The sequence below is a fragment of the Bilifractor sp. HCP3S3_D3 genome, from assembly GCF_052063915.1.
Classification (GTDB): Bacteria; Bacillota; Clostridia; order Lachnospirales; family Lachnospiraceae; genus Bilifractor.
Window position 1 is genome coordinate 26,742 of sequence record NZ_JBQHWP010000009.1, and the last position, 24,066, is coordinate 50,807.

At 49.3% G+C, this 24,066-nt stretch carries 20 protein-coding genes; 13 read left to right on the forward strand and 7 right to left on the reverse strand.

Annotated elements, in window-relative coordinates; translation table 11 throughout:
* Window positions 1–253 precede the first annotated feature (253 nt).
* From aroB to ACTNDI_RS06875, 4 genes are all read left to right on the forward strand, one after another.
* The gene (gene aroB, locus ACTNDI_RS06860) at window positions 254–1,351 is read left to right on the forward strand and encodes a 3-dehydroquinate synthase (RefSeq protein ID WP_441100147.1); all 1,098 of its coding nucleotides are present in this window, start codon (window positions 254–256) and stop codon (window positions 1,349–1,351) included.
* Window positions 1,352–1,470: 119 nt separating this feature from the next.
* On the forward strand, window positions 1,471–2,019 hold the full coding sequence (gene lspA / locus ACTNDI_RS06865; RefSeq protein ID WP_441100148.1) for a signal peptidase II: 549 nt from the start codon (window positions 1,471–1,473) through the stop codon (window positions 2,017–2,019).
* Window positions 2,016–2,933, forward strand: coding sequence for an RluA family pseudouridine synthase (locus tag ACTNDI_RS06870; RefSeq protein WP_441100149.1), 918 nt, complete (start codon window positions 2,016–2,018; stop codon window positions 2,931–2,933). Before lspA ends, ACTNDI_RS06870 begins: the two co-directional genes overlap by 4 nt.
* A gap of 175 nt (window positions 2,934–3,108) precedes the next feature.
* On the forward strand, window positions 3,109–3,756 hold the full coding sequence (locus ACTNDI_RS06875; protein WP_441100150.1) for an AAA family ATPase: 648 nt from the start codon (window positions 3,109–3,111) through the stop codon (window positions 3,754–3,756).
* Between the two features lie 114 nt (window positions 3,757–3,870).
* Here ACTNDI_RS06875 and asrC read toward each other — a convergent pair whose 3' ends face one another.
* The 3 genes from asrC to asrA are packed head-to-tail and all read right to left on the reverse strand — an operon-like array spanning window position 3,871 to window position 6,813.
* Window positions 3,871–4,947, reverse strand: coding sequence for a sulfite reductase subunit C (gene asrC / locus ACTNDI_RS06880; RefSeq protein WP_441100151.1), 1,077 nt, complete (start codon window positions 4,945–4,947; stop codon window positions 3,871–3,873).
* A gap of 14 nt (window positions 4,948–4,961) precedes the next feature.
* Window positions 4,962–5,762, reverse strand: coding sequence for an anaerobic sulfite reductase subunit AsrB (asrB, locus tag ACTNDI_RS06885; protein WP_441100152.1), 801 nt, complete (start codon window positions 5,760–5,762; stop codon window positions 4,962–4,964).
* A complete protein-coding gene (asrA, locus tag ACTNDI_RS06890; protein ID WP_441100153.1) occupies window positions 5,749–6,813 on the reverse strand; it encodes an anaerobic sulfite reductase subunit AsrA in 1,065 nt (354 codons plus the stop codon). Before asrA ends, asrB begins: the two co-directional genes overlap by 14 nt.
* A 333-nt stretch (window positions 6,814–7,146) precedes the next feature.
* Here asrA and ACTNDI_RS06895 point away from each other — a divergent pair, with 333 nt between their 5' ends.
* From ACTNDI_RS06895 to ACTNDI_RS06935, 9 genes are all read left to right on the forward strand, one after another.
* On the forward strand, window positions 7,147–7,857 hold the full coding sequence (locus tag ACTNDI_RS06895; RefSeq protein WP_441100154.1) for a Crp/Fnr family transcriptional regulator: 711 nt from the start codon (window positions 7,147–7,149) through the stop codon (window positions 7,855–7,857).
* Window positions 7,858–8,011: 154 nt separating this feature from the next.
* On the forward strand, window positions 8,012–9,322 hold the full coding sequence (locus ACTNDI_RS06900) for a homoserine dehydrogenase (RefSeq protein ID WP_441100155.1): 1,311 nt from the start codon (window positions 8,012–8,014) through the stop codon (window positions 9,320–9,322).
* Window positions 9,323–9,479: 157 nt separating this feature from the next.
* Window positions 9,480–9,887 carry a DUF6483 family protein gene (locus tag ACTNDI_RS06905; protein ID WP_441100156.1) on the forward strand — a complete coding sequence of 136 codons (408 nt, stop codon included), beginning with the start codon at window positions 9,480–9,482 and terminating at the stop codon, window positions 9,885–9,887.
* Window positions 9,888–9,967: 80 nt separating this feature from the next.
* Window positions 9,968–10,612, forward strand: coding sequence for a lysoplasmalogenase (locus ACTNDI_RS06910; protein WP_441100157.1), 645 nt, complete (start codon window positions 9,968–9,970; stop codon window positions 10,610–10,612).
* 222 nt (window positions 10,613–10,834) lie between these two features.
* Window positions 10,835–12,421: a L,D-transpeptidase family protein gene (locus ACTNDI_RS06915; protein WP_441100158.1), complete on the forward strand. Its 1,587-nt coding sequence runs from the start codon at window positions 10,835–10,837 to the stop codon at window positions 12,419–12,421.
* 222 nt (window positions 12,422–12,643) lie between these two features.
* Complete coding sequence (locus ACTNDI_RS06920; RefSeq protein WP_441100159.1) at window positions 12,644–12,805, forward strand: hypothetical protein; 162 nt, start codon at window positions 12,644–12,646, stop codon at window positions 12,803–12,805.
* A 159-nt stretch (window positions 12,806–12,964) separates the two neighbouring features.
* On the forward strand, window positions 12,965–15,334 hold the full coding sequence (locus ACTNDI_RS06925) for an S-layer homology domain-containing protein (RefSeq protein ID WP_441100160.1): 2,370 nt from the start codon (window positions 12,965–12,967) through the stop codon (window positions 15,332–15,334).
* A gap of 118 nt (window positions 15,335–15,452) precedes the next feature.
* A complete protein-coding gene (locus tag ACTNDI_RS06930) occupies window positions 15,453–15,983 on the forward strand; it encodes an HD domain-containing protein (RefSeq protein ID WP_441100161.1) in 531 nt (176 codons plus the stop codon).
* Between the two features lie 236 nt (window positions 15,984–16,219).
* Entirely contained in the window at window positions 16,220–17,569 is a 1,350-nt protein-coding gene (locus ACTNDI_RS06935; protein WP_441100162.1) for an S-layer homology domain-containing protein, read from the forward strand.
* A gap of 88 nt (window positions 17,570–17,657) precedes the next feature.
* On the opposite strand, the gene ACTNDI_RS06940 is transcribed toward ACTNDI_RS06935, so the two are convergent.
* The 4 genes from ACTNDI_RS06940 to ACTNDI_RS06955 all read right to left on the reverse strand — a co-directional run bounded on the left by ACTNDI_RS06940 (window position 17,658) and on the right by ACTNDI_RS06955 (window position 24,052).
* A complete protein-coding gene (locus tag ACTNDI_RS06940) occupies window positions 17,658–18,683 on the reverse strand; it encodes a tyrosine-type recombinase/integrase (RefSeq protein ID WP_441100163.1) in 1,026 nt (341 codons plus the stop codon).
* A gap of 278 nt (window positions 18,684–18,961) precedes the next feature.
* Window positions 18,962–19,294 carry a hypothetical protein gene (locus ACTNDI_RS06945; protein ID WP_441100164.1) on the reverse strand — a complete coding sequence of 111 codons (333 nt, stop codon included), beginning with the start codon at window positions 19,292–19,294 and terminating at the stop codon, window positions 18,962–18,964.
* Window positions 19,295–19,664: 370 nt separating this feature from the next.
* On the reverse strand, window positions 19,665–21,170 hold the full coding sequence (gene glpK, locus ACTNDI_RS06950) for a glycerol kinase GlpK (protein WP_441100165.1): 1,506 nt from the start codon (window positions 21,168–21,170) through the stop codon (window positions 19,665–19,667).
* A 308-nt stretch (window positions 21,171–21,478) separates the two neighbouring features.
* Window positions 21,479–24,052, reverse strand: a complete 2,574-nt coding sequence (locus ACTNDI_RS06955) for a family 78 glycoside hydrolase catalytic domain (RefSeq protein WP_441100166.1) — start codon at window positions 24,050–24,052, stop codon at window positions 21,479–21,481.
* Between the last annotated feature and the right edge of the window lie 14 nt (window positions 24,053–24,066).

The following is a 24,066-nucleotide window of genomic DNA, read 5'->3' on the forward strand; positions in this document are numbered from 1 at the left end:
CGCACTTCCGTGCCGCTTGCGCGTCACTTCGTGCTCATACCTGTTGCCTTCGAAATCGCATACAGTCTCTTACACACGCTTCGCGCGTGACGATCCTGTCTGCGTTTTCGAAGAGCTTATACAGTAAATGACCTTGCAGGCATCAGTTAGAAGCGATTCTTACTGATGCTTTTCTCTTATCAGAAAATACCGTAAAGTTCCTCTTGCTTCAGCAGTGGGATACAGGCGACAAAGGATTGAGAAGGAGATTATTATGGAATCATTAATTGTAGAGAGAAAAAGCTCAGGCATGGAGTTTTCCTATCGGATTGTGTGGGAGAGCAGCTTTCAGACCCTTGCGGATGAAATCCGCCAGATCAGCGGTTTCCGGGCAAAAAAGATCTGTGTGGTATCCGACAGCAATGTGGCGCCGCTGTATGCCGGGGAGGTTGAGAAGGCACTCGCTCCGCTTGGCCTTACGGTTGAAACCTACGTTTTTCCGGCCGGGGAGGAACACAAGTGTCTGGATACGGTAATCGGCCTGTATCGTTTTCTAATCGAACACAAGTTTCAGCGAAACGACATACTTGCCGCACTTGGCGGCGGCGTCGCCGGTGATCTGACCGGTTTTGCGGCAGCTACTTATCTGCGCGGCATCGACTTCATCCAGATTCCGACTACCCTTCTTGCGCAGGTGGACAGCAGTGTCGGAGGGAAAACAGGTGTCGATTTTGAGCAGTACAAAAATATGGTAGGCGCATTTCTTCAGCCGCGCCTTGTCTACATGAATATGAAGACACTGAAGACACTTCCGCAGGATCAGTTTGCATCCGGCATGGGTGAGGTTCTGAAGACCGGTGCGATCCGCGACAGAAATCTGCTCACCTGGATCGATTCCCACGAGGCAGAGATCCTCCGGAGAGATCCGGATGCTCTGGCGACCGTGATCCGTGCCTGCTGCAGGGTAAAGGCGTCCGTTGTCGAGGAGGATCCAAAGGACAAGGGACTCCGTGCCATCCTCAACTTCGGTCATACGCTCGGCCATGCCATTGAGAAATGCAAGAACTTCGAACTTCTTCACGGTCAGTGTGTCGGGATTGGCTCCATCGGAGCTTCCTGGCTGTCTATGAAGCGTGGCATGATTTCAGAGGAAGATTACCGTTGGCTGCAGAAGCTTCACCGGGATTTCGGGATTCCCACCTCTGTCAGCGGCCTGACCGTTGATGAAATCGTCCGGACGACCCGATCCGACAAGAAAATGGAAGAGGGGCATATCCGCTTTATTCTTCTTGACGGTGTCGGCAACGCGGTTATTGACAGCAGCGTCACGGACGAGGAGCTGCGCGAAGCAGCATCTGTACTTATTAAATAAACGTCCCTGTCCCGCAATCGGACCCCACCTGCTGTATATGCTTCGGATTGCTCCGTGCTGCGCACTCCCGCAATCGGGGCTCTACATACTGTATTAATGAAAGGAACTGTAGTTTACCCATGAGCAATACTGCTGAAAAAAAACGAACAAGTCCGCTTCTCCTGCTGATTGCGGGCGCAATCCTTGTGATTCTCGATCAGTTTACTAAGTACCTCGCCGTCAGCCATCTCGCCGGAAGAGAGGCACGTGTTCTGATTCCCGGTATTCTTGAACTCCGCTACCTTGAGAATAATGGAGCAGCCTTCAGCATGCTTCAGAATCAGCAGTGGTTCTTCTATATTCTGACCGCAGTCTTTCTGATTTTCGCCATCTGGCTGATGAGGAAGATCCCACAGAATACATCTGCATTCAATCCTCTTCTGTGGAGCCTTGCCATTCTCTGCGCAGGGGCGGTCGGCAATCTGATCGACCGGATCATGCACCGATATGTGGTCGACTTTATTTATTTCTCCGTCATTAATTTTCCGATCTTTAATGTTGCGGATATCTACGTCACCATATCTGTGATTCTGTTGATTATTCTGGTTCTGTTTCACTATAAGGACACGGATCTGCAGAAGATCTTCGGGCGGAAGAACAACGCGGATCAAAAAGAGGACGCACAATGAAAGAAATCTCGTTTGCCGTCGAGCCGGAAGACCAGGATAAAAGAATTGATATCTATCTGACCGAACAGCTTGAAACCATGTCACGCTCCCATATTCAGAAGCTTCTGAAGAATGAGAGCGTTTTTGTCGCGGACCGGACGGTCAGAGCCAATTATAAAATCCAGGCCGGAGACCGGATTCACCTGACAATTCCCGACAATCAGGAACCGCCTGTTCTGCCCGAGAACATCCCTCTCGACATTCTCTATGAGGATGATTGTCTCCTCGTCGTCAATAAGCCGAAGAATATGGTCGTTCATCCCGCCGCGGGGCATTATGAGCACACTCTGGTAAATGCTCTGCTGTATCACTGCGGAGACAGTCTGTCCGGGATCAACGGTGTCCTCCGGCCGGGCATCGTTCACCGGATCGACAAAGATACGACCGGAGCGCTTGTCGTCTGCAAAAATGATATTGCTCATCAAAGTCTTGCCGCTCAGCTTGCCGTACACAGCATCACCCGCAGATACCGCGCGATCGTTCACGGAAACCTGACGGAAGACGAAATTACAATCGAGGGCAATATCGGACGCCATCCGGTTGACCGCAAGAAGATGGCAGTCGTTCCGGACGGCAGGGGCAAGCCTGCCGTTACCCATGTCCGCGTGCTTCAGCGGCTGAACGGCTACACTTACATTGAATGCCGCCTGGAAACCGGGAGAACCCATCAGATCCGCGTACATATGGCACATATCGGTCACCCGCTCCTGGGCGATGAACTCTACGGGCCAAAGAAATGCCCGGTGAAGGGACTGCAGGGCCAGACGCTTCATGCCATGATTCTCGGTTTTCAGCATCCGGTCACCGGCGAATATATGGAATTCACCGCGCCGCTGCCGGATTATTTCAATAAGCTCCTGATAAAACTGGCCTGAATTTTGTCCTCCGCTTTTATTCTGATTATATTTGTGCAAACTGACAGTTATTTTGTGAAAGTATACAAAAACATATCCTTTTCGCATAAATTTGTGTGTGATTTTTTGAGGGTTCATGTTATAATGAGCTTAGAAAATTTCTTGCTACAGCACGATGCAGGAAGGAGGACTTGTTATGAAGACCATCATTACAATCGGACGTGAATTTGGAAGCGGCGGACATCTGATCGGCAAATTGCTTGCAGAAGATCTGAAGATCCCGTTTTACGACAAGGAGCTTCTCGACCAGGCCGCCAAGCACAGCGGACTCGCCAAGGAAATTTTTGAAAATCAGGATGAGAAACCGACCAGCAGTTTTCTGTATTCTCTGGTAATGGATACCTATTCCTTCGGTTACACATCGAATGTCATGAACGATATGCCATTGAATCAGAAAGTATTCCTGGCACAGTTTGACACCGTGAAGAAGCTTGCACAGCAGGGACCGTGTGTTATCATCGGAAGATGTGCGGATTACGCGCTCGAGGATAACCCGAATCTTCTGAGCGTATTCATTCACGCGGATCTCGATGTCCGGGTGAGAAGAATTTCCAATCTGTATGATCTGACGGACAATAAGGCCAGAGACCGGATCCGGAAGAACGACAAGAGCCGTTCCAGCTACTACAACTACTATACCAGCAAGGAATGGGGATCGGTAGACAGCTACCATCTCTGTCTGGACAGTTCGAAGTTCGGAATCGACGGCTGCGTGGAGATTATCAAGAACGCGATTGCTCACAAGGAGAGCGGATATCACCACGGCATTACCGATAAGGACTGATTTTGGCAAATACGGGGCTGCCGCGCGAAAATGTGCGGCAGCCCCGTTCGGCGTTTCGATTGTTCTCTGTATTGTTTTTTTGTTGCTTTTTTGCGTTCTTGTTTCTTTTTTCGGTTATCTCTTTTTCTGCGGCTGATCTTCTCTCGGAATACCGGAGTATCCGTCGTACGGACGGTCGGAGAAACGGTACATGGAGGAGCGGAGCTCATTGGTCTGATCGTAACGCTTGCCGCCCCAGTACGGTCTTCCGTTCATCTCGGTCTTCGGTCCGAAATGAACATCCTTCATGATATACTTCAGGAACTCTTCAAAGCCGGTGCGGTCAACAATGTAGCCGATATGCTCCTTGTTCTCAACCGCTCCTCTGTCCTGATAAGCATCCAGATAATCATAGGTGTTCTTGATAATCTTGAGAATGCTTTCCTCATCCGCCCATTTCAGAAAATCAACACCAAGCCGCGGGTTCTTCTTGCCGGTGCGTCCGAGAAGCGACACGCGGAAATAATGCTCTTTGCTTCGCGTCCACGCGCGGGTAGGGCAGTAGATGACACAGACACCGCACCCGATGCATTTGTCTGTATCACGGACAATCTTTCCGTTTACGACAGAGAGCGCACCTACGCTTCGTCTGCTGCAGTACTTCACACACTGTTCACAGCCGATACAGCGGTCAGGGTTGTACTGAGGCTCTGTCTGCCCGATAATACCGAAATCATTCAGTCTGACATGCGCACAGTCATTAGAGCAGCCGGTGCAGGCAATCTTCACGTGATGATCGTTCGGATAGATCAGCTTGTCGATTTTTGCTGCAAGTTCCTTGGTGTCATAGCATCCGAATGGGCACAGAGATTTGCCCGGGCACGCGACAACATTTCTGGTTCCGGAGGAGGGATAGCCCTCGCCCGGCTTGTTCGGCGCCTGTGTCACTCCGCTCGCGTCGATGATAGACTGCAGTGCCTTATTCACCTCTTCGACATCTTCAATCGGAATTCCCGGAATCTCAAAGCCCTGACGGTTTGTCAGATTAACCTCTCCGGTGCCGTACTTAACCGCGATCTCAACAACCTTCGCGAGAGAGGCCGCATCGATTCTTCCTCCCGGCACACGCACACGGGAGGCGACTTCTCCTCTGACCTTCGACTGACGGAAGTTGTTCTTTTTTAATTTCTTTACATTACAATCGTAACCCATAGATATCTCCCTCCTCAGTCAAGCATATTCTTGCTCTCGGTATAGTTGAAAACCGGACCGTCCAGGCAGACGTACTTCTCGCCGATTCTGCAGTGGCCGCACTTTCCGAGGCCGCAGCACATCTTTCTTTCCTGAGACACCCAGATGTTCTCCTCACGGAAACCCTTCTCGAGAAGCCCCATGACGGAGAAACGCATCATCGGCGGCGGACCGACCACGATCGCCGCGGCCTTCTCCACATCGCGGATTTTCACATCCGGGATATATTTGGTCACAAGACCGATCTTTCCGTCATATCCCTCGGGCGCTCCGTCAACGGTGAGCCAGAGATCCAGACGCTCATCCCATATCTTCAGGTCATCCCGGAACAGCATGTCGTCCGGGCTCTTGAATCCAACGATGACGTGCTTGTCCGCAGCATCCGGTTCGTCCGCGAATGCGCTCACAACACCGCGAACCGGTGATACGCCGGTGCCTCCGGCAATCACCAGAACTTCTCTGTTCCGATAGAGATCCATGTCAAAACCATTTCCGTACGGACCACGAAGCAGGAGAGTCTGTCCTTTATATTTCTCAAAGACTTCATCTGTGACTCTGCCGACCTTGCGGAGCGTCAGATCGATATAATCCTTACCGATGCCGCTGACAGAAATCGGTGCCTCTCCGAACTTCGGAACAGATACCTCAAAAAACTGACCGGGCTTTACCTCTCCCGAATAGCTGAGACGGAAGGTATATTCCTTTTTTGTGTGCCGGATTACATCCAGAATTTCAGACGTGAAGGGAATGTATGGATTTTTTTCATTTGCTGCCATTTGCACCTGCCTCCTTTCCCGCTGCATCCGCAGATTCCGCAGCGAGTTCATTCACTCTCTGATTCACCTTATTGATGATTTTGGAGAAGGAGATGTACTCCGGACAAACAGCATCACAGCGGCCGCAGCCGACGCACATATCATAGCCGAAGCGTTTCCGGAAGTCATAGATTTTGTGAAGCACCTTAAACCGCATCCGTTCTCCCTGCGTTCTTCTGTACTGACCGCCGCCGGCTACGTTCGTATAGCCGTCAATCATGCAGGACGCATTTACACGGCGTCTCTCGCCAACCTTCCCGTTGTCGGTATAGTAGATGTCCTGCATGGTGAAGCAGGTGCATGTAGGACATACAAGGGTACAACGGCCACAGCCGATACACCTCGCCGTGTATTCATCCCAGATCGGATCCTTGTAGATACTGTTCGGAATTTCATCGGGGATTTCCACCCTGGTCCGGTTCTCAACGGGATAGGAGGGCGTTATCTCGGCCTTCACACCGCCAGCCTCTTCAAAAACAGCCTTCAGGGAAGTGTCCGGTACATCACAGCAGAATCCATCCGGCGTCTGCTCTACGGAGAACAGATATCCCTCTGTCACCCGGTTTGTTCCCATGCTGACCGAAAATCCGTCCGGATCATCCGCCTCATCACCGGCGATCAGCGCAAACTTTACATGATCGCGGATGTTCTCATAGAAATAATCCTTCGGTCCATTGCCAAGATAGATCTGATCCAGTCGTTTTACCGCGTGAATATCATAGCTGCGAAGAAAAACAATCACATCCCGGGTGTCACGATCCGCTTCCTTCACAACATTCTCCGTGAAGAAGAAGAGCGTCTCAGACAGCGGCGTCAGGATCTCCTTGAAAGAGTAGTCCGACTTCTTCTGAAGCTCGATTTCCGACGCATCCGTAATAAACTCATAGCGGATGACATCCGTATCCGTGAATCTTCCCTCCCCGACCTTACGGACAGGCGCAAAGATTCGATAATTTTTGCCGAGATTCTTCACCACCCGAGAGAATCCGGCTCCATCTAGCGTGTATCCCATGTAAATACCTCCTCGTATATATACAGGACATCTACTTCCACACTGTTAAATATAACAAATACTATGAAAAAAGAATACCGATTTCATTATAGTTAAAAATTTAACAATGCGTATCTGACTCATCATTCCAATTATATCACTCCCGCAGATTCATCTGGTTGCACATGCAACGTTAATGATCAATTCTTTGTAAACGCAGACCGGTTGCGAAAAAAATGACCAATTCTTTGTAAACGCAGACCGGTTGCGAAAAGAGAGCCTGCGTCCTATAATTTTGCTTAAGGTTACGTCTGGCCTGATCCGCCGGACAGTCAATGGATACGGAGGAACAGCATGCGGTTAAAAGAAGAAGAAATCGCAGAGATATGCGAGGCAGAGATACCTCTTTTCGCGGGACTCGATTCCGGGAAGATCGGAGCGCTGGCCGGTCATCTGGACAGTCATATTTCCGGTTTTAAAAAGGGATCGCATATAATTATGGAAGAGGAAAATGTGAAGTTTATCGGCATTGTTTTGTCCGGAAGGGTGGATATGATCCGGGAGGATGTCCGGGGAAATAAAATTTTCATCATTTATATGAGAAAAGGGGAACTTTTCGGAGAAACCTTCAACATCATGAAGCAGACTGCCTCGAGGGTCACCTTCTGTGCGGCGGAAGATACCCGTGTGATTTTCCTGTCCCTGAACCGCATCCTTCATCCCTGCAGCAATCAGTGCGTCTTTCATGTGAACCTTGCGGACAATCTGTATGATCTTCTCGGGCAGAAAAATATGCAGCTGATAGAAAAAATAGAGATCGTATCCAAGCCGGACCTGAGGAGCAAGATCCTAAGCTATCTGTCGCTGCAGGCAGAAAAGCAGAACACCCGCTACATCGAAATCCCGCTGAACCGCGAGGAAATGGCGGAGTATCTGTGCGCGAACCGAAGTTCACTCAGCCGTGAACTTGCTTTGCTGAAGCAGGACGGTATTCTTGATTATCACAAGAATACCTTTGTTCTGCTCCGCAATCCGCTTCACGCATTTCCCGCACAATATCAATGAAAGCCTTTCACAAGAAAATTGTGCGCAGCTGCAGACATTCTGTTATAATAGTAATTCAATCGGATTTCTGATCCGATAAATTCACAGAATAATCATATTTATTCTATATTATATACACCATCATTCAAATATACACCGGGAGTGGAGAACAATCATGGAAAAAATAAAAGTCGGCATGCTTGGAATCGGCAACATCGGCAAGGGAACCTACAAGGCACTTGCCATGAATCAGAAGAAGATCGCGGATACAACCGGACTGGATATTGAAATTGTGAAGATTCTGAACCGTCACCCTGAAAAGGACCGCGGAATCGACATTCCCCGCGAGAAATATACAACGAATGTAGATGACATCCTGAACGATCCGGAGATCAGCATCGTCGTGGAACTGATCGGAGGTATCGAGCCTGCCACCACGTTTATGGCACGGGCGCTCGAGAACGGCAAGAGTGTTGTCACGGCAAACAAGGCGGCGATTGCTGCAAACGGCCGCATGCTTGCGCAGCTCGCACAGGAACACCATGTGCTGCTCCGTTTCGAGGCGGCTGTGGCAGGCGGAATTCCGATCCTGACCTCTCTGACGACTGCCCTTTTGTCTAACGAATTCAGCTCCGTTCACGGCATCCTGAATGGAACGACAAACTATATCCTGACGCAGATGGAAGAAAATGGCAAGGATTACGCCGATATCCTCCGGGACGCACAGGCAAAGGGATTCGCGGAGGCGGACCCGACCGCTGATGTGGAGGGAATCGATGCGGCGAATAAACTCTCGATTCTGATATCTCTGGTATTCGGTCTGGGTGTAGGACCGGATCAGATTCCTACACAGGGCATCACCCACGTTGGATCGGATGATATCGCCTTTGCAAAGGAATCCGGATATAAGATCAAGCTGCTTGCGAGTGCCCGTGAGGAGAACGGAGAGGTTTCTGCCAGCGTGGAGCCGTCACTCGTTCCGGTCAGCCATCCTCTGGCGAATGTCCGCAATGAGTTCAATGCCGTGTTTATCACTGGCAACGCAGTTGACAATCTGATGTTCTATGGCAGAGGGGCCGGTCCGCTTCCGACCGGAAGCGCTGTCATGGGCGATGTAATCGGCGTGGCGCGCAAGTGGGAGAAGGATTCCGCCTACGATATCGTTCCGCAGCTTCGCTACGACGCTGACCTGAAATTCATCGGTGAGGGCAGCAATAAATACTATGTGCGGATGATGGCTGAGGATATCCCCGGCGTCATGGGCAGAATCACCACAATCCTGGGAGCGCACGGAATCAGCATCGAGACAGCCCTGCAGCGGCCCGGCAGAAATAACGGCGACACGCGCACCTCATCGGCTCCCATCGTCCCGCTGATCTTTATCTTTGCTAATGTGGAGAAGACAATCGTCAGCGACGCGCTCGATGATCTTCTGGAGAATCACTGCGTGAAATCTGTCGAGACCGTGATGCGTGTAGAAGAATAGTCTTCCGGATTATTGCACGAAGAAGAATAGTCTTCCAGATTATTTTTGCACACAGAAGAATAGTCTTCAGAATTGTTTTTGCACGAAGAAGAATAGTCCTCTGAATTTTTTACGATTATTTGTATCCGAACAGTAAATTGTAAAAAGGATATCCGCTATGTTTGAAGATGATTATGTAACCCGGCAGAACCGGGAAATCCTGAATACACTGCGAAAAATTGTGTTTGGCGAGGCCGACAGGCCTCCGTATAACACTGCAGCCCGAGAGAACGGAAGAGAGGCGCAGAATATCAACGAACAGATGGACGACACCTCCGAAGCTCTCTTTGAACTACAGTCTATGGTAGATGACGGAGACATCAATGACGCCGAAAACAAGGTCTATGACCTGATCGAAACCGGTGACCGGGGGAATATGCGCACGGCGCTATATTTCTACGCGTACCTGAATGACAAATCCGACGATTTTCTGGAAGAACACCAGTACAGCCGTCAGGAAGTCACCGATGGCATCCGGAATGTATGCGAAACCTACGGACTCGGCAGCCTGGTACAGGTATTCTGAGTATTCTGACCTGAAGACGGTTACAAGGTGGAATTTATTATTTAGGGGTGAGTTTATTATTTTGGGGAGGAGACTTTGAAATGGCACTCTGTGTATCGATCCTTTCACTGGCGTGCTTTTGTATACTGAGTGTTTTGGAGCTTCGATTCCACCAGACGGAAAAGGAGCGTTTCTTCAAACCGCTGCTGATGCCGGTGCTGATTGTATTTTATCTGTCATCCGTCTCCGCGTCGGGAAGGGAAATCCGGTATCTTCTGATTCCGGCTTTGATCGGAGGATTTCTTGGAGATACATTTCTTCTCCGGGAGGAGTACTTTATTCCGGGTCTGCTGTCCTTTCTGGCAGGCCATGTCTTCTATCTCATTGATTTCTGGAGAAACATCAAGGTATCCTGGCTGCGGCCCATTCCGGTCATTGTCATCTTCATGATCTATTTTCTCTATATGATCCTTGTCGTTCAGAAACTTTTTCCCGGCATGGACCCTAGGGCAAAGGTGCCGGTAAGCCTCTACATCAGTGTTATTCTGGCCATGAGTTTCAGCTCTTATCTGATGTATATGACGGGTAAAACCACTGGAAGAATGATTACCTGGGCCGGAACCATGCTCTTTATCGTGTCCGACACCATCCTTTCCTTCCAGGTATTTCACAGGAAGCGCGGCACATGGGTTATGCCGACATACCTTGCCGCGCAGTTCCTGATCGTACTGGGTGCACTTATGTAGAATGTGCTGCAGTTAGAAAATACATTGCGCAAAATCTGACATAAAATTATCTTTTCTTGTAATGTTTTTTTTACTATATACGGGTATAATCCTGTTTTGAAACCAGGAATACCGTCCGGCAGTGTTTTATGATCGCCGGACAAATCAACAGGGTACAACTAACCAACATGCCTCGGAGCGGGGTACACAAACTGTATAAATTCAACAGGAGCGTGATATTTTTTGAATAAAACTTCAAGTACCAGACACAGACAGGAAACCAGGAAACTTTCCGTCAGCACAATTGTACTGATCGTGATGCTGGCGGTTATCATTATCGGCATCATATCGGTATTCGCGATTTATCAGCACGCAAAGCATACGGACACTTTCATGAAGAACACCACCTTCAACGGTGCTGATATCTCCGGGATGACGCCGTCACAGGTTGCTGATCAGATCATTCAGAACAGTCAGCCGGTGACGATTGATATTACCGAAAACGACCAGACGGTGCTTACCGGAGATCTGTCTGACTACGGTTACAGTCTGGATAAAAACTCAATGACAGCCTCTCTTGAAAAAGCAAGAGAAGCACAGACAGAGAGCATCAGCGCCTATCTGCAGAACACAACCGGAGGAGATAACATCTCCGCAGACAACGTATATTCGTTCGATGAGTCCACTTTTGACTCTTTTGTACAGAGCTCAAAGTTCAGTGTCGCCCGTGTAAAATCAGTCGAGGCTGCGGTTAATCTGGATTCTTCGAGCAACACTTATGTTGTCACACAGCCGGTGCAGGGAAATGAAGTGGATGACACAAAACTCCAGAAGGCAGTCCGGGACGCAATTGAAAGCGCATCCGAAAACGGTACACTCACTGGCACTCTTAAGATCGCAATTCCCGAAGACTGTTACACTTCAAAGACAGTGAATATGGATACCACAGATCTGCAGAAGGAAGCTGATGACAAGAATAAGGAGCTGAAGCTTCAGGCTTACAAGGACATGGTGATCACCTACCAGTTCGGGGATCAGAGCGAGACGCTTACATACGATACCTTCAAGGACTGGCTCACCATTGCAGACGACGGAAGCTGCACCGTGGACAAGGACAAGGCCGCAGCGTGGGTGAGTGATCTTGCGAATAAATACAATACCCGTCATATTGAAAAAACTTTCAAGACCACGGGCGGTCTGACCATTGACTTCCCGGCCGGAAAGGTGGAATACGGGTACACTGTTGATGAGGATTCCGAAACCGCGGAACTGATCAAGGATCTTCAGGCAGGCCAGTCCGTCAGCCGTGAGCCGATATACGTTCAGACCAATGACTATGGAAACCCGTACTACTACAAGAGAAACGGAACGGATGATCTGGCCGGAACCTATGTTGAGGTCGACCTGACGAAGCAGCACCTCTGGTATTACAAGGATGGCTCCCTGCTTCTGGAGAGTGATCTTGTAAGCGGTGACCTTTCGAAAAACCAGGGCACCATGACCGGCATTTTCCCTGTCGCATACAAGGAAAGTCCTTCCACTCTGGTGGGCGCGAACTACTCCACAAAGGTTCAGTACTGGATGCCATTCTATGAGGGTGAAGGCCTTCACGATGCGTGGTGGCGCACCGCATTCGGCGGTGAAATTTATAAGACCAACGGATCAAACGGATGTCTGAATCTTCCGTCGAATGTAGCACAGTCCATCTATGAAAACATCGACGCGGGTGTCCCGATCGTGATCTATTATGAACCAGGCACCGAACCGGCTGATTCAACCTATGCGTCAGATTCTACGACAATGGCGGACAACGCAGCCGCAGCCGGCTGATAGGAATCACTGTTCATCCTTTTTGTAATTCAACAGTGAATAAAGATTTGCTTTTTCTTTTCAAAATTATTAAAAAGAGATCCTAAATTTCTTCATTTCGTGATACAATCAATTACATAACAGCATGAAAAGCGTACGGTCCGATAACTTCTATCAGGCCGTACCTTTTTACTGTATAAGTCCAGTCGCAATGTTCTTGGCCCACGGGGAGCTTGCTCACCAGTGGGCAAGAACATTAGCGACGACAACAGGTATGAGCATGGAGCGGTGCGAAGCAACGCGGGAATGCGAATACCTGTTAGAGGCACGGAAGCTGCGAAGCAGCGAAGTGACGCGGGGACTTATACAGTTTGTGGCAACATGTATGAGCATGGAGCGGTGTGAAACACCGCGAGAATGCGAATACATGTGGCAGCTGCGAGAGTTGCGAAGCAACGGAGCAGCTGGCTTTATACAGTGTGTGGCAACATGTATGAGCACGAAGTGACGCGAAAGCCTACACTGTTTGCTAAAAATTTATTTATATCATGGGGAGGTAATACCTTGAAACACAAGCACCTGAAGCTCGCAGCGAGTATTCTGATGAGTATCAGCATCGCACTGTCAGCTGTTCCGACATCCGCCGCTGACAGCACCGCTGTTTCATCCTCGGCTGCGAACAGCTCGGATCAGTCATTTTCGAACGAAGCAAATGCCTCGGGAGGACAGGAGAGCACAGAAAACAGTGCGGATGATGCGGAAGCTGTAGGAAATGATATTCGGGACATCATTGCTCAGACGGCAGACCTGTCAGACGGAAACGCAGATCTGACATCCGCGGACGCTCTCAAGGAGCAGATTGAAGACACCATCGAGGGATTTGATTCTCTTTCCGGAGAAGAACAGCAGCTTCTCTCAGAGAGCCGTAAGGCACTGACCAATGCGGAGGCATCTGTAGACAGCATCAGTGATGCGCTGACGCAAGTTGAGAACACCGGAACGGTCACTGTACAGCAGGATGAGAATTATAACAGCTGGCGATATATCAACGGACAGCCCGTTGACGATGCCATTGACACGGTTGAAAATGAAACGGCCGCTGTTCAGGCGCTGAATGAAGGAGAATCGGATACGGTCGTTCAGGCGCTGAAAAACGGAGAGGCAAGTGTCGTTACCGGTGAGACAGAAGCATACCATTCCGACGATTCATCCGAAAGCGAAGCAGACGGGATCCTTCTTGCAGATAAAGGCAGCTTCGGTGTCGATGTCAGCACCTTCCAGGGATCCATTGACTGGGCAAAGGCCAAGGCAGACGGCGTCACCTTCGCGATTCTTCGTGTCGGATATGGAAGCGATATCTCCAGCCAGGATGACGATACATGGGAAACCAATGCCGATGCCTGTGAGAAGCTTGGAATTCCTTATGGCGCATACCTGTACTCCTATGCCAGCACAACAGAGATGGTAAACAGCGAGATTTCGCATACACTGCGGCTTCTGGCAGGGCATCGTCTGAGTCTTCCTGTTTTCTATGATATGGAAGACGGTGTACAGGCTGCCCTCTCATCCTCAACTCTCTGCAGCTTTGCGAACCAATACTGCGCGGGCATCACAGCGGCAGGATATAAGGCAGGAATATATTCCTCCAAGAACTGGTGGGAAGGGAAGCTCTCCGGCATTGCGCAGGACACCACCTATTATCACTGGGTTGCCCAGTGGAACAGTGTATGTGACACAAATGCCGCCTATCAGTTCTGGCAGAATTCGAGCAAAGGAAGTGTAGACGGTATCTCGGGAAACGTGGACACCGATTACTCCTATGTTGACACGAACTCCCAGAGCCCGACAATTGTCGCCAACCCCGGCGTGCTTGACGAGGCAACCGGGACAAGGCTCCTTTATTCCACGTTCGGCAGTCAGAATGAATGGCTGACCGGTCAGAACGGCTCCACTGCCGGAACCACCTATGAAGACGGCAGCACTGACGTACTTCAGTTCCTGACAATCAATGAGACCATGGGTTCAAATCTATCGGTCAAATACCGCGTTTCATCCGCGAAAGTCGGCTGGGACACTGTGTGGCACAGTGAGAACACTTCACGGAACTGGCTCGGTACCCTGGGCAATATCGCCGGCACGGCCGGTCATCAGCTCGAAGCCGTTCAAATCGAGCTGACCGGGTCAGAGGCTTCCAACTATTCTATTTATTACTGCACAAATGTCTACGGTCTCGGATGGCTTGACTGGACCAGCGACGGGGCTACCTCAGGAACAACCGGACAGGGACGCGGCATCCTGGGAATCAAAATCGTCATCCTTCCGAAAGGATCTGACGCACCTGAAAACCTCGGCAGCGCCGGATATTCCGCAAGGGAAAATTCTGCGGCACCGGCTGCATCCGACGCCGTGTTCTCTGACGTACAGGATTCTTCTTCCTATTACTACACACCGGTATACTGGGCGCAGAAGAAGGGCATTGCAATGGGATTTTCCTCTGATACCTTTGGCACAAACACCATCTGCACCCGCGCACAGATTATCACTTTTATGTATCGACTGTTTGGAAACGGAGAGGTGCCATCACAGGCTTGTCCTTTCACCGATGTATCGAAGGACATCTATTATTACAATGCCGTGAACTGGGCATACAGCCATCATATTACAACCGGGACCACTGCTTCCACTTTCTCTCCGGACAAATCCTGTACGAGAGCTCAGATTGTGACTTTCCTGTACAATCACTTAGGAAAGGGGCAGACATACCAGACATCCGTTTTTCAGGATATCTCAAGGAACAGCTATTACTATAATGCGGTAAACTGGGCTGTATCCAGAGGTATCACATCGGGAACCACCAGCACCACCTTCTCCCCGGATAGAACCTGCTCCAGGGCAGAAGCGGTTACCTTCCTGTACTGGTCTGCAAAATCCTGATTCAACGGCGCTTTATTAAAAATTTATTTTTAATTGTTCAAAAAAGATATATAATAAGAAGTTAAAGACAAATCGTTAATGGTTCAGCATTTTACCGGAATCCGGAGGAAGGATAATCTTGCAGGAAGAAAATATTTCAAACATTGAAAAATATGGAAAACCGGTTCTCAACAGTCTGAAGTTCCGGGAAGCTCTGGAGCAGTGTCATCATCACAGCTCAACCGTAGGCATGCATTCTCTGAACGTCACCTTTGTTGCCCTCGGCATCGGGTACATGCTGGACAAGCTCCATATCCGCACGGACACGAGAGCACTGGTTGTCGGCTGTCTGTGCCATGATCTCGGCATCCTCGGCCGCGAACGCTTCACCTCAAGTTCATCTATGTGCAGACTTCATCCGATTGAATCCGCTGATCTTTCTGTTTTTTTTGCAGATCCGGAAGATAGGGACAAGGTCTATGATATCTGTATGCACCACATGTTTCCTCTGCTGGCTGCACCGCCAAGAACAAAGGAAGGATGGGTGATCACGGTTGCCGATAAGGTATCTGCCGTCGGTGAGAGGATGCTTCCCCCGGTCCGCAGGATGTGGGAGAAGCGAAATCTCAAGGTAATACCTGATCCTTTGATCTTGAACACTGCCGCATGAATGAACATGTCGGGATCGGATCAATACCTGATTCCTTCATTACGAACACTGCCACATGAAAAACTGCCGCTGGAATTCACATGGATTTCAGACGGCAGTTTTTCTTATTGTCATACTTTTTATAATAATCTGTAATTATCGGGTCAAACATTATTACAATAATGTTGCTTTTGTGTGTCAATATGGTGTATGATAGACAGGATGTAAAAATTATAAAAAAATGACAGGTTAATGGTATGAAGAATAAAGTACTGAGAACATTTTTGGTTGCCGGTCTGACTGCGGCGCTGACAATCACGGTCTCTGTTCCGGAAATGTCGGGTTATATTTTTCCCGGAACTGTGAATACGGTAGAAGCTGCAGAGAATTATACGATTGCAAATAACGGATTAGATGGAGTGACGATTGACATCAGCGGCTCACCCTATACAGACTTTGCGGGGATTCCGACGTGGGGCTCTTATGCTTATACCGGAGAGGGCTGTGCATGGTTTGCCTCTGCCCGTGTACGGGAGTTGACCGGACTCGGGAACACGATCTATGACGGAAACAGCTGGTACGACTGGGTATACGCCCAGTTCGGATTCACGAGAGGTACCGAACCAAAGGCATATTCTCTGGCATGTTATACCAACCACATCGCGGTTGTGGAAAAGGTGAATGGAGATACGCTGACCATCAGCGAGGGCGGGCGTTCCGACGTACCTGCAAATGCCGGACACTGTGGCATTTTTGAAGTATCGAGGGCTGAAGCAGAATCCTCCAGGGCAGGAGATTTTCTGGGCTATGTATATTTCGGCAGCAATTGTAAGGTCGCGGCATCTGCAATCTCCGTAAATGGCAATTCTTCCGTAGCAGCCGGAAGCAGCACACAAATGTCTGCTGTTGTAGCGCCCGAAGAGGCCACCGATAAGTCCGTGACTTGGTCCTCCTCAAATCCATCTGTCACCTCTATCGATGAAAATGGAATCATAACCGGCGTCTCACAGGGAACCGCCGTTATCCAGGCAACCGCAAACGATGGCAGCAATACCGTCGGCGAAAAGACCATTCAGGTGCTCTTTAACGATGTGACGGACCCGTCCTCAAACTATTATGACGCCGTGTACTGGGCGGTGAATAAGGGCATTACATCGGGAATCAGTCCTACATCCTTCGGGCCCGGAAAATACTGCACAAGAGGGCAGATCATCACCTTCCTGTATCGTGCCCTTGGAAACGGTGAAAATGCTCCGGACGCAGGATTTGCGGACAACAACCCGGGAGATTACTGGTATAAGGCAGTAAACTGGGCGGCCGCTCATGGCATTGCGGCCGGAACCGGCGCAAATACCTTCAGCCCAAACCGCAGCTGCACCAGAGGCGAGATCATCACTTTCCTGTACCGCGCCGCAGGCGGCGGAAGCAAAAATGTGGCCTGTAATTTCAGTGACGTGAAGAATGGAAGCTACTGTTACGATGCCGTCAACTGGGCAGTGGCGAATGGCATCACAAACGGCACAGCACCCGGCGCTTTCGGGACCGATAATTTCTGTACAAGGTCTCAGGCAGTTGTCTTTCTGTCAAGAATAATAAATAAGCCATAAGCCGTGATCAATATTCCGGTGCGGCGAAGCCGCCGGCACAGCCCAAAGGGATGTGCCGGCAATGCTCTCAATTGCGCTCTAATATCATTCAGGTTTTGGAGTCTTCCCTATATACGTCCTGAATAATCTCAACGGCCGTCTTCTTGTTCTCCGCGTTGTCGGTGATATAGTGGGCGGCCGTTACGCTGATATCCGAGTGATTCAGCGCCTGCTGCGTCAGCTTGATGTCGTGGGTGGCCTGATAGAGGTTGTCTCCGAAGGTTTTCCGAAGAGAATGGACATGAATATTCTTGTCCGGAACAACCGATTCCGTGTATTTCTTCACGATCCTCTGCACTGATCTCGGTGTAATTCTCCGCTTCTGATTGGAAAGAAAAAGCGCCGGATCGTCTGCATCCTCCGGACGCTCATAGCGTATATAATCATGCAGAGCACTTTCCGCATTCTCATTCAGGAAGACGATATCATCAATCCCTCCCTTGCGGTGGATCACAAGCTTATGTTCCTCCCACAGGATATCCGTAAGATCAATTCCCACACACTCCGAGAGACGGATCCCTGTGTTCAGCATGAGAGTGAAGAGGGCAGTGTCACGGTACTGATTTTCCCGGTTGCATTTCTTCTGGTGTTCCGATGACAGCGAGCTTCCGGTCGTCACCCCGGCCATCACCTGATTCACTTCCTCCGTACTCATAAACTGCAGATCCCGCCTGGGATCTTTTTTTTGTTTCAGCTCAATGCTGTACTCAGCGAGCGGATTGTGCGCAATAAAGCCGTATGATTTCAAAAATTTATAAAAGGAACGGAGCGCCGCAAGCTTTCTGGCCTTGCCTTCGGATTTTCCGGTGCGGAAGCTGCCGAAATAATCATCGAAATCAAAATTATTCAGCTGTCCGAGCGTATCCGCCGTAAGATCCATGAGATCAATACCTTGAGCATTCGCCGTAAACGTCAGGAACCCGCGAATGTCATACAGATAATTCAGAATCGTCCGCCGTGATTTGCTTCCCGCAGCAAGGTTGCTGATGTAGTTTTTTACATATTGCGGAAGCTCTGTCAATAGATCATTGATTTTCTCCATGGTGAGAATATCGACTTCTTCGTTGTATTTCATAAATGAAATCCTTTCGGCTTTGCGATGCGTAGCTGACTTCCTGAATACCAAATCACATCAGAATACCACGTCAGATAAGGCGAAAAATCTGGATAAAGATGAGAATGAGAGAAGACAGACAGGGATATAAAGTGTCGCAAAATAACAATTTTGCGACACTTTATATCCCTTTTCCGGAAATTAATACTCCTATGTGTCCTTATGAGCAATGATCTGCCTCATCGAATGATCTGCGTTATCCAATGCATATCTGCGGTTTCTTTTTCCCATTCTATTGATTATCTGTGGTTTCTTTTTTCCCGTTCTATGCGATCTCTTTCCTCTGCTGCAGCTGACCGGACATCTGCAGGTATTGCGTTTGATTTTACAATTCCAGGAAGAAGTTTTTCATAAGAAAGGTCGTTCCTGTCCTGCGCATGCAGCTCATAATCGCATCTGTAATAAGAATGTCCGGTATAAATATCCAGCCCGTCCTTATCCTTGTCCACACGAATAATTGCGGATGTTGTCACGGGTGTTCCGTCGTTTACGTCATACTTACGGTACACATATCCGCGCACCCAAAAAAATTTTCCATTGTAATGCAAAGACCAATCCTTCAGATCTGCCATATCTTATTTCCTCCGGCAAAAAATTCTTTTATTACAGCTTTAACGCAAACACATCATGCTGGCCGACCGGCATGAAGCCGCACATGTCAAATAATAGATGCAAAAGACGACCGGCATGAAGCCACACAAGTCAAATGATAGATGTAAAAGACGACAGGCACAAGGCCGCACATGTCAAATGATATGTGAAATATCCGATGTCATGATAGCTGCTGATATAGCTATCATTATACAGCCTTTTATCAGAGAAGCAACCGGTACCTGATTTATAATCGCGATGATACCGAACAAACGTACGATACCTTGTGCCAAATACTTATCAAATACTGTAAAAGTCACGGATTGCTCCGTGTTTCGTACTTCCCGATCCTTATTCTGTATCCTTGGCCCATCCGAGCGTCGAACGGACGGCCTGCTTCCATCCCTTCAGTTCTCTTGTACGGGTCTCATCGTCCATCTGAGGCCGGAATTCACGGTCTATGGACCAGTTATGCATGACATCGTCTCTGCTGCTCCAGAAGCCTGTTGCGAGCCCTGCGAGGTAAGCGGCGCCCATGGCCGTCGTTTCGACGCATACCGGGCGTCTCACCGGTGTGTTGATGATATCGGACTGAAACTGCATCAGGAAATTATTCATGCTTGCGCCGCCGTCCACCTTTAGCGAAGACAGATGAATTCCCGAATCCAGCTCCATCGCGTGAAGCACATCACTGGTCTGGAAAGCCAGAGATTCCAGCGTTGCCCGGATGATATGATATTTGTTTACGCCTCGGGTCAGCCCTGTTATGGCGCCGCGGGCGTACGGATCCCAGTACGGAGCTCCGAGTCCGGTAAAAGCAGGAACCACATAGCATCCATTCGTGTCCGGGACTCTTGTCGCAAAATATTCAGAATCCGGTGAGGAATCAACAATCTTCAGTTCATCGCGAAGCCATTGAATCGCAGCTCCTGCTACGTAGACAGATCCTTCAAGGGCATAATCCACTTTCCCGTCCAGCCCCCAAGCAATCGTCGTCAGAAGCCCGTTTTCGGAATATACCGGCTTATCCCCTACGTTCATCAGCATAAAGCAGCCGGTACCATAGGTATTTTTTGCCTCACCGGGTTGGAAACAGGTCTGTCCGAACAGCGCAGCCTGCTGATCTCCCGCTGCTCCCGCAATCAGAACCGGTGCACCGAAAAATTCTTTGTCCGTCTCTCCGTATATGCAGCTTGACGGTTTCGCCTCAGGAAGAATACTCATGGGGATGTCCAGAATGTCGCAGAGCTCCTCATCCCACTTCAGCGTGTTGATATTGAACAGGAGCGTACGGGATGCGTTGGAATAATCCGTCACATGAACCTTTCCCTTGGTCAGCTTGTAGATCAGCCAGCTGTCCACGGTCCCGAAGCAGAGATCTCCCTTCTCCGCCATCTCCCGGGCACCTTCGACATGATCCAGAATCCAGCGGATTTTTGTACCGGAAAAATACGGATCGATAATGAGCCCCGTTTTCTTCTTGAATATATCGACAATTTCCGGGCGGTTCACTCTCAGATTTTCTGTGAAATCAGCGGTACGGCGGCACTGCCAGACAATTGCGTGGCTGATCGGCTGCCCGGTTCTGCGGTCCCACAAAATTGTTGTTTCACGCTGATTCGTAATGCCAATTGCCGCAATTTCCTCTGGCGCGGCATCAATCTTCCGCATCGCTTCACGCGCTACCTGCAGCTGACTCTGCCAGATCTCATTGGCATCATGCTCCACCCAGCCCGGCTGAGGGAAGTACTGCATGAATTCCTTCTGCGCCATACTGCAGATTTCACCTCTGCTGTTGAACAGAATACAACGGTTGCTTGTGGTACCCGAGTCCAGTGCCATCACATACTTTGCCATAATTGTAAAAACCTCCCTTGTCCGCTGCTTTGTGGAAGCAAACGAAAAAGTCAGTCAATAGACGATAGTCTTTTTCTATCGCTTTTCGACTGACTCCATCCAACTCCAGTGCGTATACTCTATAACTCTTTAACTCTTTAGGTAAATCTCATAGATTCATTTCTGAAACAGTTATATTTTATTGCACTTTTACCAAATTAGCAAGCTGTTTTTTCAAGCTGTTTTTTCAATTGGCAGCATCTTAACCTCTCTGACAAACTTCTGCTCCGGAAGGATTATAGTACTGTGCAGTGATACATACTCACTTCTTAATACTGCCAGCATCCGGCCTCAGCTATGAAGGCTTCCCTTCCTGGAAGTTCCACGGTTGCTGTTGTATTTGCCGGTACCTGGATCGTGTAATGATAATTTCCTTCTGCATCCTTTTCCCAGCGGCAGGAGACCAGCCCGTACACGCTGTCATAGCTGCTCTCCGCGAAGCTGCATCTCCCGCCCGGCTTGGGCGCAATCCGGAAGGAGTTTCTTCCGTTCACGGAAATTCCACACATCGTGCGGAACAGCCACGCACAAACTGCTCCCTTGGAATAATGGTTCAGGGATCCGATCCCTCCCTGCTTTGACGCAGGTCCTTCCCATGCCTCCCAGATGGTTGTGGCCCCATTCTTCGGCATAGAAAGCCATCCCGGAATATCTTCGTTCTCCAGAAGACGGTACGCATACTTGACATCAATCTCTGTAAGCACGTCCAGAATTAACGGAGTAGAAAGGAATCCGGTTCCAAGTCTCCAGTCATAATGGTCCAACGCTTTGATCAGCCGTTTCTTGGCAAATTCTGTCTGTTCTTCATTCAAAAGATTAAAAGCAAGAGGTCTGACGAGTTGTGCCTGGCGGTCCGTATCCAGACTGTATTTTCCTCCGCTGACTAGCTCCTGATATGCTCTGCGGCATCCATTGCTGCTGCGCATAAACTCTCCGGCATCTCTATCGTGTCCGAGTATCCTGGCAATGTTCGCCATCAGACGAAGTACATATGCGGTATAGGCAGTCGATACCTCCGGGTGGGGAGTAACGAAATCCTGCCACCGGAAAGCACATACATCCTCAGGCTCCGCCCATTCCCCATAGCTTTGTCCCTTATTAACCAGATATTTCCGGTTTTCTGGGGAAAGTCTGATCTTTTCTGCTAAAGGTGAGTGATTCACGCCCATCCGCTTTTCCATGAAACGGGCATACCTTGCCATGCCGTCATAGAACTCTTCCAGAATGCTTTTATCGCCGAACATCTTTGCATAACGGTAGGGCATCAGGATTCCGACATCGGCCCATCCCACCGATCCGTTCATCGATCGCATATAAGAATCAGCGCCTCCGTCGGGCACGATATGCGGCAGGCAGCCGTCTTTCTTCTGCCAGTCAAAGACATCATGCAGCCATTTTTTAGAGAAGCTGGCAAAGTCCATCATATACGCTGCGGTTTCAAAAAAAATCTGCGCATCTCCTGTCCAACCGTGACGTTCTCTGGTCGGACAATCAGTCGGAATATCCAGATGGTTGCTCTTGGCAGACCACATTGTTGCCTGATAAAAACGGTTCAACAGCAGATCTGAGCATTTAAAGCTTCCGACCGTCTTCATATCGGAATAGACGGCAATGGAGACAATGTTCTCCGGATCCAGCTCCACATCGCCTTCCACCTCCGCGTATCGAAATCCGAAAACTGTAAAACGGGACTCATATTCATTCCATCCGTTTTTACAAGTAAATTCGATCTTCTGCAGGGGGGTAGTCCGTTTTTTTCTCGTGAGCTGAATATTGGCGAGCGTCAGATTTCCCTCCTCATCCAGCATTTCTCCAAAACGCCACACCATCCTCTGACCGTTCTCTGCGTGAACACGGAAAGAGATAATTCCGGCAAGATTCTGTCCAAAATCCAAGAGCTTCTTTCCGTTTGGCGCAGTCGTGATAAGTGGATGAAAGGTCTCATGTTTCGTAACCGGCACATTATTGGAGCAGGTCGGAAGTACCTCATGGCTTGTCAGCTTTGCATACCCAACATAGGAAGAATCTGCAAAAGCATCCATACGAGCATCCACAATTTCCCCATCCTTATTGTCTGCAAAACGGACCGGGCCCTGATCGGACCATTTCCAGCCTGCATCTGTTCCGATCACATCCGATGAGCCGTCCTCATAACAGATCTCCATCTGCGCCAGAAGCTTTGTCTCACTCCCGTACTGATTCTTCAATCCATAAGCACCGCAACTTCCGCGATACCATCCGTCAGCCAGATCTACATCCAGGATATGAGAATCCACTGAAAGCATATCTGTGACATCATAAGTCTGATACTGCACACGCTTCCTGTAATCCGTATAACCGGGTGCCATATAAAAATCACCCACTTTTACGCCGTCAATCCTGGCCTCATAGAGACCGCAGGCAGTGATGTAGAGTCTTGCCTTCTTCACCGCCCGTCTGCAGGTAAATTCCTTTCGGAAGCAATCGACCGGATAACGTTCCTTCTTATTCACCTTATAATTTCCGGTGATCCATTTCGCCTTCCAACAGGTCGCTGAAGCTAGACCGATTTCAAAAAAAGCCTCTTCGCTGATCTCTCCGGCTCTATCCTCCTCATCCCAAAGCTGCACCGTCCACAGGACAGAATCCCTGCTATGCAGTTGGTCGCCTTCCCAGGGAATCAAATGCATCCGGTCAGAGCAAACTTTTCCGGAATCCCATATAAGTCTCCCTTCTTTTTCTGCCCGAATCCGGTATGCTGTCTGTCTGCGTCCGACCTCACAATTCCAGGATAAACGCGGACGACGGATATCAATGCCCATCGGATTCGTCAAGTATTCCGTTCTAAGTCTGATTGCTTTCATCCCCATTTCCCTCC

What these genes read in the sequence shown, in the direction of transcription:
- aroB (WP_441100147.1), top strand. Translation starts at nt 254, where the DNA reads ATGGAATCATTAATTGTAGAGAGAAAAAGCTCAGGCATGGAGTTTTCC.
- lspA (WP_441100148.1), top strand. Translation starts at nt 1,471, where the DNA reads ATGAGCAATACTGCTGAAAAAAAACGAACAAGTCCGCTTCTCCTGCTG.
- ACTNDI_RS06870 (WP_441100149.1), top strand. Translation starts at nt 2,016, where the DNA reads ATGAAAGAAATCTCGTTTGCCGTCGAGCCGGAAGACCAGGATAAAAGA.
- ACTNDI_RS06875 (WP_441100150.1), top strand. Translation starts at nt 3,109, where the DNA reads ATGAAGACCATCATTACAATCGGACGTGAATTTGGAAGCGGCGGACAT.
- asrC (WP_441100151.1), bottom strand. Translation starts at nt 4,947, where the DNA reads ATGGGTTACGATTGTAATGTAAAGAAATTAAAAAAGAACAACTTCCGT.
- asrB (WP_441100152.1), bottom strand. Translation starts at nt 5,762, where the DNA reads ATGGCAGCAAATGAAAAAAATCCATACATTCCCTTCACGTCTGAAATT.
- asrA (WP_441100153.1), bottom strand. Translation starts at nt 6,813, where the DNA reads ATGGGATACACGCTAGATGGAGCCGGATTCTCTCGGGTGGTGAAGAAT.
- ACTNDI_RS06895 (WP_441100154.1), top strand. Translation starts at nt 7,147, where the DNA reads ATGCGGTTAAAAGAAGAAGAAATCGCAGAGATATGCGAGGCAGAGATA.
- ACTNDI_RS06900 (WP_441100155.1), top strand. Translation starts at nt 8,012, where the DNA reads ATGGAAAAAATAAAAGTCGGCATGCTTGGAATCGGCAACATCGGCAAG.
- ACTNDI_RS06905 (WP_441100156.1), top strand. Translation starts at nt 9,480, where the DNA reads ATGTTTGAAGATGATTATGTAACCCGGCAGAACCGGGAAATCCTGAAT.
- ACTNDI_RS06910 (WP_441100157.1), top strand. Translation starts at nt 9,968, where the DNA reads ATGGCACTCTGTGTATCGATCCTTTCACTGGCGTGCTTTTGTATACTG.
- ACTNDI_RS06935 (WP_441100162.1), top strand. Translation starts at nt 16,220, where the DNA reads ATGAAGAATAAAGTACTGAGAACATTTTTGGTTGCCGGTCTGACTGCG.
- ACTNDI_RS06940 (WP_441100163.1), bottom strand. Translation starts at nt 18,683, where the DNA reads ATGAAATACAACGAAGAAGTCGATATTCTCACCATGGAGAAAATCAAT.
- ACTNDI_RS06945 (WP_441100164.1), bottom strand. Translation starts at nt 19,294, where the DNA reads ATGGCAGATCTGAAGGATTGGTCTTTGCATTACAATGGAAAATTTTTT.
- glpK (WP_441100165.1), bottom strand. Translation starts at nt 21,170, where the DNA reads ATGGCAAAGTATGTGATGGCACTGGACTCGGGTACCACAAGCAACCGT.
- ACTNDI_RS06955 (WP_441100166.1), bottom strand. Translation starts at nt 24,052, where the DNA reads ATGAAAGCAATCAGACTTAGAACGGAATACTTGACGAATCCGATGGGC.